The organism is Proteus sp. CD3, from assembly GCF_008808075.1.
Classification (GTDB): Bacteria; Pseudomonadota; Gammaproteobacteria; order Enterobacterales; family Enterobacteriaceae; genus Proteus; species Proteus appendicitidis.
Window position 1 is genome coordinate 2,895,890 of the sequence record NZ_CP019686.1, and the last position, 13,398, is coordinate 2,909,287.

Annotated in this window: 13 protein-coding genes; all 13 read right to left on the reverse strand. The window is 40.8% G+C overall.

The window, feature by feature from the left end; genetic code table 11:
- Positions 1-56: 56 nt before the first annotated feature.
- The gene (locus BTA34_RS12990; protein WP_075673789.1) at positions 57-683 is read right to left on the reverse strand and encodes a protein-L-isoaspartate(D-aspartate) O-methyltransferase; all 627 of its coding nucleotides are present in this window, start codon (positions 681-683) and stop codon (positions 57-59) included.
- The gene (surE, locus tag BTA34_RS12995) at positions 677-1,441 is read right to left on the reverse strand and encodes a 5'/3'-nucleotidase SurE (protein WP_151435942.1); all 765 of its coding nucleotides are present in this window, start codon (positions 1,439-1,441) and stop codon (positions 677-679) included. The genes BTA34_RS12990 and surE overlap by 7 nt, the downstream gene beginning before the upstream one ends.
- On the reverse strand, positions 1,419-2,471 hold the full coding sequence (truD, locus tag BTA34_RS13000) for a tRNA pseudouridine(13) synthase TruD (protein ID WP_151435943.1): 1,053 nt from the start codon (positions 2,469-2,471) through the stop codon (positions 1,419-1,421). Before truD ends, surE begins: the two co-directional genes overlap by 23 nt.
- On the reverse strand, positions 2,468-2,953 hold the full coding sequence (gene ispF / locus BTA34_RS13005) for a 2-C-methyl-D-erythritol 2,4-cyclodiphosphate synthase (RefSeq protein WP_023582677.1): 486 nt from the start codon (positions 2,951-2,953) through the stop codon (positions 2,468-2,470). Before ispF ends, truD begins: the two co-directional genes overlap by 4 nt.
- A 4-nt stretch (positions 2,954-2,957) precedes the next feature.
- Positions 2,958-3,704 (reverse strand): 2-C-methyl-D-erythritol 4-phosphate cytidylyltransferase, encoded by a 747-nt coding sequence (gene ispD / locus BTA34_RS13010; RefSeq protein ID WP_151435944.1) that lies wholly within the window; start codon positions 3,702-3,704, stop codon positions 2,958-2,960.
- 39 nt (positions 3,705-3,743) lie between these two features.
- Positions 3,744-4,034, reverse strand: coding sequence for a cell division protein FtsB (gene ftsB, locus BTA34_RS13015; protein ID WP_036913758.1), 291 nt, complete (start codon positions 4,032-4,034; stop codon positions 3,744-3,746).
- A 331-nt stretch (positions 4,035-4,365) separates the two neighbouring features.
- Positions 4,366-4,983 carry an adenylyl-sulfate kinase gene (gene cysC / locus BTA34_RS13020; RefSeq protein WP_416202681.1) on the reverse strand — a complete coding sequence of 206 codons (618 nt, stop codon included), beginning with the start codon at positions 4,981-4,983 and terminating at the stop codon, positions 4,366-4,368.
- Positions 4,980-6,431: a sulfate adenylyltransferase subunit CysN gene (gene cysN / locus BTA34_RS13025; protein WP_151435946.1), complete on the reverse strand. Its 1,452-nt coding sequence runs from the start codon at positions 6,429-6,431 to the stop codon at positions 4,980-4,982. Before cysN ends, cysC begins: the two co-directional genes overlap by 4 nt.
- Before the next feature lie 11 nt (positions 6,432-6,442).
- Positions 6,443-7,351, reverse strand: coding sequence for a sulfate adenylyltransferase subunit CysD (gene cysD / locus BTA34_RS13030; RefSeq protein ID WP_151435947.1), 909 nt, complete (start codon positions 7,349-7,351; stop codon positions 6,443-6,445).
- Between the two features lie 12 nt (positions 7,352-7,363).
- Entirely contained in the window at positions 7,364-8,785 is a 1,422-nt protein-coding gene (gene cysG, locus BTA34_RS13035; protein ID WP_151435948.1) for a siroheme synthase CysG, read from the reverse strand.
- 205 nt (positions 8,786-8,990) lie between these two features.
- Positions 8,991-9,722, reverse strand: coding sequence for a phosphoadenylyl-sulfate reductase (locus BTA34_RS13040; RefSeq protein ID WP_151435949.1), 732 nt, complete (start codon positions 9,720-9,722; stop codon positions 8,991-8,993).
- Complete coding sequence (gene cysI / locus BTA34_RS13045; protein WP_151435950.1) at positions 9,719-11,449, reverse strand: assimilatory sulfite reductase (NADPH) hemoprotein subunit; 1,731 nt, start codon at positions 11,447-11,449, stop codon at positions 9,719-9,721. The genes BTA34_RS13040 and cysI overlap by 4 nt, the downstream gene beginning before the upstream one ends.
- On the reverse strand, positions 11,450-13,261 hold the full coding sequence (gene cysJ, locus BTA34_RS13050) for an NADPH-dependent assimilatory sulfite reductase flavoprotein subunit (protein WP_151435951.1): 1,812 nt from the start codon (positions 13,259-13,261) through the stop codon (positions 11,450-11,452).
- Between the last annotated feature and the right edge of the window lie 137 nt (positions 13,262-13,398).

Consider the following 13,398-nt stretch of genomic DNA (forward strand, 5'->3'; position numbering starts at 1 on the left):
GATTACGACAAGCTATTAAAAAGCAGTAATAAAAAACGGTCAGATTTATCTGGAAGTTATGCTAACTCGCCTGCAATTAAAGGAACAAATCTAACAGTTTCTATAGATTGATAGTGAAAATCATTACCTAAACGTCGGATAAACTTCAGTATTTGTTGTTGTTCACCAACAGGTATGATCATCCTGCCACCATCGGCTAACTGCATCAATAACTGTTGTGGTACTTCTGTTGCACACGCTGTCACTATTATGGCATTAAAAGGGGCTTTTGATGACCAGCCTTCCCATCCATCACCATGACGTGTCGAAATATTATGTAAATCAAGATGTTTAAAACGTCGTTTAGCTTGCCATTGCAATATTTTTATACGCTCAACGGAACTCACATGATGAACTAAATTTGCTAATACTGCAGTTTGATATCCCGAGCCTGTGCCAATTTCTAATACAGAATCGGTACTTTGTAATTCCAGTAACGTTGTCATTTTGGCAACAATATAAGGCTGTGAAATAGTTTGCCCATTGCCAATAGGCAAAGCCGTATTTTCATAAGCCTTATGAGAAAGTGCTTCATCAATAAAAAGCTCTCTTGGTACTTTACTCATTGCTTCCAACAGGCTCTCATCCTTGATGCCATGCTGTTTTAACATTGTCAGTAAGTCTTTCATTGACCGACTTAACATGTTTTTTTGACCTCTGTTTTATTTAACCAATTTTGTAGTAAATCAAGTGCTTTATAAGCTGTTAAATCGACATGTAATGGGGTTATTGAAACATAACCTTCATCAATAGCGGCAAAGTCTGTATCGGGGCTTACATCATTTTTTTCACCTGGAGGCCCTATCCAATACAGACTATTTCCTCTAGGGTCGGTATGGGTATAAACATGTTGTGCAGCATGACGACTACCACAGCGTGTAATACGAAAACCTTTTACTTCATCAAGAGGAATATCAGGAACGTTAATATTGAGAATATTTCCCGCTCTTAACGGCACTTGTTGTAACATTGCTAAGACTTCACAAGTCACTTGTGCGGCTGTCTCAAAGTGTGTTTCACCATCCAGTGAAACAGCAATGGCGGGTAAACCTAAAAAACGCCCTTCGGTTGCCGCAGCAACAGTACCTGAATAAATCACATCATCACCCAAATTAGGACCATGATTAATACCAGAAACCACAATATCAGGACGAGGACGGACTAAATGGTTTACACCAAGATAAACGCAATCTGTTGGTGTCCCTTCAACAATCGCAATATCTCCATTCTCAAGCTCTTGCTTACGTAGAGGTTTGTCAATTGTTAAAGAATTAGATGCAGCACTACGATTACGATCAGGTGCAACAATTTGTACATCATAACGCTGGCGCAATGCTTTAGCGAGAGTCTGTATCCCCTTCGCCATCACACCATCGTCATTACTCACCAATATTTTCAGCATCATCCTTCCCTAATAAGATTAATTCACGTACAACGCTAGTTGCAAAGCTTCCTGCGGGTAAAAAGAATGACAGAGAAACAGTGGTGTCGTCTACCCAATTCCATGACATATTTTCGGGTAATACATTGATAGCGCGTCTTGCATTATCAACTCGTTCTTGCCGAGCCAGCGACCAGAAAGCGTCATATTCTGCCAGATTTTTAGTTTCAAAATCTAATGCTTGTGATTGTGTACCTAAATCACCTTTACCCGGCAAAGGTGCCGTAATATGAACATCATGCTCTTCATAGCGAGTTTGTGTTGGAGCCAATTCGGCTTCATCAACAACAAACCAGCTACCTCTTCCATGAAGTTGCATTGCATCACCAAGTATCACTTTTGAATATAAATCATTTTCCAATCTTTTACTGACGATATGATTAAACATCGCACTACGGGCTGCTGATAAATAAAAGCTACGTTTTCCTCGTTCTTTTACGCGGATTTCGTCCGTAGCCCAACGCATGGCTTGTCGTAAATTATCACCATTACGACCAAATCGTTGAGCGCCAAAGTAGTTAGGAATACCTTTTGCTTTTATTTGCGCTAATCGAGTATCAACAAAATCGCGATCAGAAATTTCTCGTAACACCAATGTAAAGTGATTACCTTTTAGCGTTCCTATACGTAATTTACGTTGCTGGCGAGTCGTTTCTAGAATTTCGCAACCTTCTAAAACAAGCTGACTAAAATCGGGCATCTCTTTACCCGGCATTCGCAGGCAAAACCATTGTTCAGTAACGGCATTTCTGTCTTTTAGTCCGGCATAACTGGCATCACGAGGATGGATCCCAACAAATTTTGCCAATTTTTCAGCCACAAAAGCCGTGTTACAACCTGTTTTTCTGATTTTCACCATGACATGCTCGCCTTCACCATCAAGGGTGAAGCCAAGATCTTCACAGACAATAAAATCTTCAGGAATTGACTTTAGTAAGCCTGTTGCTTGTGGTTTTCCATGTAACCAATGGAGTTCAGGTAAATCACTCATTCAGGTAATGACTCTTTCATTAATAAAACGACAGCTTCACAGGCAATGCCTTCTTTTCTACCAACAAAGCCAAGCTTTTCTGTTGTGGTCGCTTTCACATTGATATCATCAACATGGCAATGAAGATCTTCAGCGATATTGACGCGCATTTGCGGTGTATGAGGTAGCATTTTTGGTGCCTGAGCAATAATCGTGACATCTAAATTACCAATTCGGTAACCTTTTGCTCTTACGCGTGAAAATGCTTCACGAAGGAGTACACGGCTATCTGCACCTTTGTATGCAGGATCAGTATCAGGAAACAATGTGCCAATGTCGCCCATCGCTACCGCGCCTAAAATAGCATCTGTAACCGCATGTAATACGACATCACCGTCAGAGTGAGCTAACAGCCCTTGTTCGTAAGGAACTCTGACGCCGCCAATAATAATAGGACCTTCACCGCCAAATTTGTGTACGTCGTAACCGTGTCCAATTCTCATTTTATTATGTGTTCCTTATACTGGTGATTTGGCGTGAGAGGAAAAACTCTGCAAGCGCTAAATCTTCTGGCTGAGTAACTTTGATATTATCTGCACGTCCTTTAACTAATAAAGGTTCATATCCAGCAAACTCCATCGCTGAGGCTTCATCAGTGATCGTCGCTTTTTGTGAGAGTGCATTTTCTATATTTTGTTTTAATAACAATGCAGGAAAGAATTGTGGCGTTAATGCATGCCATAGGGTGGTTCTTTCTACTGTTTGTTCAATATGATTATCTTGTTGATGACTACGCTTCATTGTATCGCGAACAGGTGTCGCAAGAATGCCACCACAAAATTGTGGGTCCACAACGTTTTCATCAATTAATTGAATCAGATGATCAAGATCGCCAAAATGCAGGCAAGGTCTTGCTGCATCATGAACTAACGCCCATGTATTTTCAGAAAAGTGTTGAGTGACATACTCTAAACCTGACAATACAGAGTCAGCGCGTTCACCACCACCATTAACCGTAATTATTCTTTCATCTTGCGCTAAAGGTAAAGTGTGAAAATAGCTGTCATTAGGGCTGATCGCCACGATAATGTGCGTTATGCGTGGGTGTTTTAATAAGGCATTAATGGTATGTTCAAGAATAGTCAATCCGCCAATCTTCAAATATTGTTTTGGGCAGACTGATTGCATTCGACTTCCAATACCGGCTGCTGGAATAACGGCAACAATAGGAAGAGTTGAGTTTGTTATATTCATTATGATATTTGTATCAGGACACACTATTAATTCAATAAATTAACGACGTGGTTGAGATTTATCGCTCACAATTCGGAAAAATGTCTCATTAGGCTTTATCATTCCTAACTCACTACGAGCGCGTTCTTCTAACGCTTCTTGCCCGCCATTGAGGTCATCAATCTCTGCAAATAGACGATCATTACGCTCTTTTAACTGCGTATTTTGCGCCAATGCAGATTCAACTTCTTGAGTTACTTTGTTGTAATCATGGATACCATTTTTACCTAACCACAATGAATATTGTAGCCAACCAAGTAAAATCAGAAGTAAGACTGTTAATTTCCCCATTACCACCCCCAAGATTAATGGGCTAATCATCCCACAACTCAACAACAGACGCCACAAAAGTGCTGGAATATATTACATTATTATTCCTCTTCTCCTCACTATAAACGTGGGTAACTTCTATAAAATTCAGACTAAGGTGTGATTTTTTCTTATTAAGATGAAGTGCTATGGGGTTACTTTATCAATAAGTGAATGCTCAATTAAAGCATGAGTTGCATTAGAAATGGTATGCCGAAATAAGCGTTTTTACTCTAATTACATACATTATCTCTACACATTCCCCCCTTTTTATGGGTGGTTTGTGTAAAGATAATTTAATGTCATCATAAAATTAACGGTAAATTTGGTTTTGCCGTAGATATGCGAGGATTTGTTGGGTTAGTTCATTTATAGAAAGTGTACCGTCTAAATGTAATTCAGGATCAATGGGCTGTTCATAGGGCGAATCTATACCTGAAAATTGCGTTATCTCACCACGTCTTGCTTTTTGATAAAGCCCTTTCGGATCACGAGCTTCACAAATAGAAAGGGGAGTATCAACAAAGATCTCAATAAATCTTCCTTGCTCAAAGCGTCCTCTCACTTGTTGTCTGTCTTTTTGGTAAGGAGAGATAAAAGCCGTTAAGACAAGAAGCCCCGCATCGACCATCAATTTAGCCACTTCCCCTACACGGCGAATATTCTCGTGCCTATCTTCGGCACTAAATCCAAGATCATTACACAATCCATGGCGTAAGTTATCCCCATCTAATAAATAGCTATGAATAGGCGAATGCTTTTGTGAATACTGATAGAGCGCTTGTTCTAGTGCATCGGCAAGTGTGGATTTACCGGAGCCAGATAACCCTGTAAACCAAAGCACACATCCTTTGTGTGCTTGTTGTGATTCGCGTTCATTTAATCCAATTTTATGAGGATGCCAAACAATATCGTTGCTTATCACCACTATTTTCCTCCTAGAAGATCCCTCGCGCCCCAATGGGGAAAGTGGCGACGGATAAGTTGGTTTAACTCGATTTCAAAAGCATCGTATTGCGTCATTGTTTGTATCGCGTTATCTCTCGTTTCTCGAATAAGCCCAGCGCCTACGGTGACATTGCTTAGTCGATCAATCAGTATTAATCCTCCGGTATCAGCATTAACTTGATAGCTATCCAGCACCAAAGGCTCTTCAAATGAGACTTCAACACTACCAATCGCATTTAAACTTAAGTTATCTGTAACTTGTTGAGTGAGTTTATTTACATCCACTTGATAATGAATATTCTCTATTTTGGCGCGGCTTTTTTTACCTGCAATTTTGATATCCAGAGTATGACCTTGTACTAAAGGCTGCTCTGACATCCACACCACATCAATTAACGCATGAGTGCTAATATTGGCGGTTGTATCATTATCATCAACGATAATATCCCCACGACTGATATCAATTTCATCTGCCAGAACCAGTGTGATTGCTTGCCCTGCTTTAGCTTGCGTTAAATCACCATCAAAAGTAACAATACGTTTAATCGTTGTATGTTTTCCTGAAGGTAATATTTTGATTTGTTGCCCTTGATAAAGCATGCCTGAAGACACCGTACCGCTGTATCCTCTAAAATCTAAATCGGGACGATTTACATATTGCACAGGGAAACGCAGTGATTGAGACTTAGAGCCTAACTTAACTGGCGCATCTTCCAATAATGAAAGTAATGTTTTTCCTTGATACCAAGGCATATTCAATGAGGGTGAAACCACATTGTCACCATCAAGGGCGGAAATAGGGACAAATTCAATCGTGAGATCTGTCGGGAGTTGATCGGCAAATTTAAGATAATCTTGTTGGATCGAATCAAATATTGCTTGTTGATAATCCACCAGATCCATTTTATTGATCGCAACGATTAAATGGCGAATACCAAGGAGCGTGCTGATAAAACTGTGTCGTCTTGTTTGCTCTTGTACACCTTTTCGAGCATCGATCAACAGAATAGAAAGTGAACTTGTTGATGCACCTGTCGCCATGTTGCGAGTATATTGAGCATGTCCTGGCGTATCAGCAATAATAAACTTACGTTTTGACGTTGAAAAATAGCGGTAAGCAACATCAATCGTGATCCCCTGCTCTCTTTCTGCGGCTAATCCATCCACCAGCAAAGCAAGATCGAGCTTTTCACCTTGAGTACCGATCTTTTTACTTTCATTTTGCAATGTAGAAAGCTGATCTTCATAGATCTGTCTTGTGTCATGAAGTAAACGTCCTATTAATGTGCTTTTTCCATCATCGACATTTCCACAGGTTAAAAATCGCAGTAACCCTTTATTCTGTTGCGTTTTAAGATAGCTATCTACACCGCCCTGTTGTGCGATTTCACCCGCGACAAGTTGATTCGTTTTTACGGCTAAAAGTCCCATATTTCCTCCGATTAAAAATAACCTTGGCGCTTTTTCAGTTCCATGGAGGCAGACTGATCACTGTCAATTAAACGCCCTTGTCGTTCGCTGCTGGTGGAAATCAGCATTTCTTCAATAATGGCGGGTAGAGTTTCTGCTTGTGAAGGTATAGCCCCCGTTAATGGCCAGCAACCCAATGTTCTAAATCTCACTTTTTGCTGTGTGATCACTTCACCCGGTTTTAGATCAATTCTGTCGTCATCTACCATAATTAAGGTGCCATCACGTTCAATAACCGGTCTATTTTGGGCAAAATAGAGAGGAACTATGTCGATATTCTCTAAATAGATATATTGCCAAATATCGAGTTCTGTCCAGTTAGATAGCGGAAATACACGAATACTTTCACCTTTATTAATCTGTCCGTTATAGTTTTTCCATAATTCAGGTCGTTGGTTTTTCGGATCCCAGCGATGCTTTCTATCTCTAAATGAATAAATACGCTCTTTGGCGCGTGATTTTTCTTCATCACGGCGCGCACCACCAAATGCCGCATCAAAGCCATATTTGTCTAAGGCTTGCTTTAGCCCTTCTGTTTTCATGATATCCGTGTGTTTGGCACTACCATGAATAAACGGGTTAATGCCAAGTTCTGCACCTTGTGGATTACGATAGACTTTAAGATCAAAACCGTATTCTTTAGCCGTTTTATCTCGAAACTCATACATTTCTCGAAATTTCCAGCCAGTATCAACATGCAACAAAGGAAAAGGTAATTTAGCGGGATAAAACGCTTTACGCGCTAAATGCAACATCACCGAGGAATCTTTGCCTATTGAATAAAGCATGACGGGATTTTCAAATTCAGCGACAACTTCGCGCAGAATATAAATACTTTCTGCTTCTAATTGCTGAAGATGGGTTAATTGTGTTTCATTCATAACAACCTCGTTTTAGGCAAAATGAACCAAAGGTGAATGGATTGGTGATGTTGATTGGGATTGTCTATCGCCAAACCACGCCAGTTGGTGATGTAATGCGGCAACTTCTCCTACAATCAATAAAGCCGGAGTTGGCGCTTTTTCTGCTAATTGTGCGAGTTGCGTTAGATTTCCCGTGAAAACTTGTTGATCATGGCGTGTACCACAACTAATGACAGCAATTGGCGTTAAAGGCGAACGCCCCAACTCAATTAATCGTTGGCTAATAAGCTCGGCTTTTGTTGTTCCCATATAAATAGCTAACGTATGATTCGCCTGCGCTAATGAAGCCCAATCAGGCTCTATTCCGTCAGGTTTACAATGCCCTGTCATAAAGGTGACGCTTTGTGCATATTGACGATGCGTTAATGGAATACCCGCGTATGCACTTGCGCCACTTGCCGCAGTAACCCCAGGTATCACTTGGAATGAAATACCATGTTGTACTGCAACCTCTAATTCTTCTCCACCTCGCCCAAAAATAAAGGGATCACCGCCTTTTAATCGGACAACGCGTTTACCCAGTTGCGCATATTTCACGATCAGCGCATTTGTTTCTTCTTGAGAAACGCTATGGTGTCCCGCTCTTTTACCTACACAAATAGTGTCAGCATCACGACGAACAAGCTCTAAAACCTCTGGGCTAACTAAGCTGTCATAGAGCACGACTTCCGCTTGTTGAATAACCTGTAAACCGCGCAGCGTTAATAATCCTGCGTCACCGGGACCTGCCCCAACTAAGGCTAATTCACCTTGTTGGATCTCTTTTTGTGTCAATTGTTGTGCAAGCAAGGCTTCTGCTTGTGCCAGTTGATCACTCGCCACTAAAGCGGCAAATTTGCCACTAAACGCTCGCTCCCAAAAACGGCAACGCGCTTGAAACGAGCCTAATTGCTGCTTCACTTTATTGCGCCATTTTCCGGCAATTGTTGCCATTGCGCCTAATGAGTTTGGCAATAACGCTTCTAGTTTTTCACGTATCATTCGCACTAAAACAGGGGCTTTACCAGCCGATGAGATAGCAATCAAAATGGGATTTCTATCGATAATGGCTGGAAAAATAAATGAGCATTGAGGTTGTGAATCCACAACATTGACAAAAATATGCCGCGCTTGTGCATCAAGATAAACTTGCTGATTAAGCTCACTGTCATCCGTTGCCACAATCACAAGCATCATTCCTAATAGATGTTCAGATTGATATTTGGCTGATACCCATTCAATTTTTTCTTGTTGATAAGCAAGATGTAATTCATCACACAACTGAGGTGCAATCACTCTTAAGCGAGCGCCAGCTCTTAACAACAGCAAAGCTTTACGCGCAGCAACATGACCACCACCAACCAATAACACTGGGCGTTCTTTTAATTCCACAAATAAGGGTAGGTAATCCATACGCGCATTTCACCTTCGTTGTTCACTTTATAACTAACGACTATAAAAGTTGCTTTAGGGGTTATGAAATGACAAAAAGCTATGTGATGGAACAGAAAGGAATAAGGAAAAATAAAATATTTTCAAACAGTTATAATTTTAAATACGACAAAAAGGGCAATAGATAAGCTCTATTACCCTCATTACTTATTAGTAGTTAATGACGTTATTCGTGTAATCCACACTCACGTTTTAAGCCAAAAAATCGTGTTTCTTCTTCACTCATACCCTCTTCCCATTTTCGGGTTGTATGAGTATCTCCCACAGAGAGATAACCTTGCTCCCATAAAGGGTGATAAGGTAAGTCGTTTTCTTTAAGATATTGATAAATTTTCTTATTATCCCAATCAACGATGGGTAGAAACTTAAAGATCCCTTTTGCGATTGAAAGCACAGGCAAATGTTCACGGCTTTTAGATTGCTGACGACGAAGACCTGCAAACCATGTTTGAGCCTGTAATTCACGTAAAGCTCTTTCCATTGGCTCTACTTTATTTATCTGATTATAACGCTCGATACCTTCAATACCTTCTAACCAAAGTTTACCGTAACGCGCTTCTTGCCAAGATGAAGATATTTCAGCTCGATAGATCTTCAAGTTAAGTTGTAACTGCTGAGTCAGCGTATCAATAAATTGGTAGGTTTCAGGAAATAAATAACCTGTATCAGTCAAGACCACAGGGATATCAGAATATTGCTGAGTGATTAAATGCAGACATACCGCAGCTTGAATACCAAAGCTAGAGCTTAATACATAGGTTTTAGGCAAATTATCTAATGCCCAAGTAACCCGTTCAATGGCGCTTAATTGCTCTAACTGCTGATTAATCTGGCTCAAAGCATGTGTCTGCTCTTCAACAGGTAACTGTTTTAGCGAAGCAAGCTGAAATAAACTCATACAGCCTCCTGCACTTCATAAAAATCGATGGCTGAATTCAGTACAGGTTTAACCACATTAGTGCGAATAAGAAAATCGCCGAAACCTTCATTATTATCGCGAGAAGACGCCCATTCACCAATCAGCGTATCAAGTATTGCGATGATTTCTTGCGAGGTAATATTTTCACGATACATTCTAGGGATACGTGTTCCGATGCGATTCCCCCCTAAATGCAAGTTGTAGCGATCAGGTGCTTTACCCACCAGCCCCACTTCTGCAAGCATTGCTCGACCACAGCCATTTGGGCATCCAGTTACGCGCACAACAATGTGCTCATCACTGACGCCATGTTTTGTCATTAAGCTATCAAGTGTGTCGGTGAATGAGGGTAAAAAGCGCTCAGCTTCTGCCATCGCTAATGGGCACGTTGGAAAAGAAACACACGCCATCGCATGTTCACGCAGTGGTGTAACTTGGCTATTAATCAAACCATATCGACGAGCAATTGCTTCAATATTGGCTTTTTCATTCTCAGGTACACCTGCCACAATCAAATTTTGATTGGCAGTAAGTCGGAAATCACCTTGATGAATTTTAGCGATTTCAGCGACACCTGTTTTTAATGGAGCATCAGGCGTATCAATCAACCGTCCGCTTTCAATAAATAAAGTCAGGTGCCATTTATCATCCACACCTTTTAACCAACCAATTTGATCGCCTCGGTGAGTAAATTCATAAGGTCGAATAGCCTCAAAAGTGACACCTGAACGGCGTTCAACCTCTTGTTTAAACGTCTCTACACCAACGCGTTCTAATGTGTATTTTGTTTTTGCATTTTTGCGTTCAGTTCGGTTTCCCCAGTCACGCTGAGTTGTCACAATCGCTTCTGCAATTGCCAATGTATTCTCAATCGGGATATAACCAAACTCACTGGCTAAGCGAGGAAAGGTATTCTTATCGCCATGTGTCATGGCTAAACCGCCCCCTACAAGCACATTAAAACCGACTAAATGCCCATTTTCAGCAATCGCAATAAAATTCATGTCATTCGCATGCAGATCAACATCATTATGAGGCGGGATCACCACTGAGGTTTTAAATTTCCGTGGTAAGTAGGTTTCCCCCAAAATAGGCTCTTCGTCTGTAGTTGCAACTTTCTCTTTATCTAACCAAATTTCCGCATAAGCATGAGTGCGAGGTAATAAGTGTTCTGATATTTTTTTCGCCCACTCATACGCTTCTTGGTGTAATGAAGATTGCACTGGGTTTGAAGTACATAGAACATTACGGTTAACATCATTCGCAGTAGCTAGAGAATCCAGTCCTGTTGCTGCAAGCATTTGATGTGCGGGTTTTACATTGCCTTTTAAAATGCCATGGAATTGAAATGTTTGACGATTAGTAATACGAATACTGCCATAAAGCGTATTTTCCGTCGCAAACTTATCAATGCTAAGCCACTGTTTAGGCGAAATAATGCCACCGGGTAAACGACAACGTAGCATCATCGCATGGCGAGGTTCTAGCATTTGCTCTGCACGTTCTGCTCGAATATCTCTGTCATCTTGTTGATACATGCCATGAAAGCGAATTAACAAAAAGTTATCGCCTTCAAAGCCACCGGTTAAACCATTTTGTAAGTCTTCTGTAATAGTGCCGCGTAAAAAGTGACTCTCTTTTTTCATGCGTTCACTATCAGCCAGTTTCCCTTCAACCACTAAGGGCGCTTGAGTGTGTGATTTCATTTAATAGACATCCCTCTGATAACGCCTTTCTAGACGTAGCTCACTTAAGTATTCATCTGCTTCTTCAATATTTTTATTGCCATACTCCATCACAATATCTAACAACGCCTGTTCAACATCTTTTGCCATTCGTGACGCATCACCACAGACATAAAGATAAGCACCTTGCTGTAACCATTGCCAAATCTCATTGCCACGTTCACGCAATTTATCTTGTACATAAATTTTATGTGCTTGATCTCGTGACCATGCTAAATCGATATGAGTTAACAGACCGTTTTTGACATAACGTTGCCATTCCACTTGATAGAGAAAATCTTCTACAAAATGAGGATTACCAAAAAATAACCAATTTTTACCTGTTGCCGCGTCATTTTCGCGCTGCTGCATAAAACTTCTAAAAGGTGCAATGCCTGTACCTGGGCCAATCATAATGACCGGTGCAGTGTTATCTTCAGGGAGACGAAAATGTGCATTTTTTTCGATAAAAACATTGACGCTATCGCCTTCTTTTAAGCCATCAGCTAAAAAACCAGAGGCTCCGCCGGTATAAGCACGCGAGTTAACGTCGTAACGTACAACCCCTAAAGTAAGGTGTACTTCGTCTTCTACTTCTTGTTGTGACGATGCAATAGAGTAAAGGCGAGGTGTAAGTGGACGTAAAATATCCACAAAATCTTGTGCCGTAGGTTGAGCGCAATATTCGCGTACCATCTCATTAATAGGGTGTTTGTCTGCATATTGCTGAAGCTTGGTTTTATCCGCCACCAATGACAATAGATCTTCATGACGCGTCAATTGGGCATAGGCTTTTACGATAGGTGCGCTATTTTGAGTTAGCTCACAATGGTGCAGTAACGCTTCTTTTAAGGTGAATGTTTGAGATTTTAACGTGACAGCTTCATCACCCTTTAGCCACAACAAAGCAATAAGTTCATCAACTTTTTCAGATGAGTTATTAAACCAAACTCCCAGCGCATCACCCGGTTGATATTGTAGATCAGAGCCTTCAAGGCTGATTTCAATATGGCGAATATCTCTATCTGAATTTCTGCCTGTGATTTTTTGATTTGTCAGTAATGTGGCAGTAAAAGGTGCATCTCTATGATAGATAGAGGCATTAACCGTATCTGTCGTGCCTGACTGTGTTTGTTGTAAGACTTGCGTACTTTGTGCCGGCACTCTTGCTGTTAAGAGTTCTGTAAGCTGTTTTATCCATTCATCCGCAACAGATTGATATTCAACATCAGCATCAACTCTTGGTAATAAACGTGTTGCACCCAGTTGTGCTATGCGCTCATCAAAGTCTTTTCCTGCCTTACAGAAATGCTCATACGAGGTATCACCTAAGCTCAATACTGCATAAGCCGTTTCTTTCATTTCAGCGGCTTTTTTAGAGTTCAGGTATTTATAAAAAGCTATCGCTTCTTCAGGAGGATCACCCTCACCTTGCGTCGATGCAATGATGATCAAGGTGGTGGTTTTATGGATCTGCTTAAACTTATATTCACCTGCGGAATATAGTTCTACGTTCAATTTGTGAGCAACCAGATTATCTCGCAACTGTTCTGCAAGGTGACGCGCATTACCCGTTTGAGAAGCAGAGATCAATGTAATGGTTTCTGGCTCTGGCACTTGCACTGAAGTAGCCGTTGTCGATGTGGATACCACAGAAGGATTAAGTTGCCCCCACAAATAGCCTGATAACCATGCAATTTGCGCTGTTGAGAGATCTTTTGTTGCGTCCTGTAATTTATTCAATTGCTCCGGCGTTAATGGAAGCATTGATAATAATGGAGGTTGATTGCTCATTTATCCTGCCTTAAAAAAGCGAAGCACTTATCTGTGCTTTATTGTTCTTTGATAATATTTCTAATGTTGAGAGGGTATCTCACGACTAGAAGGTGAATTAAAGACCTGTTGGCTCTATCTAATAACCTTAAATGCTA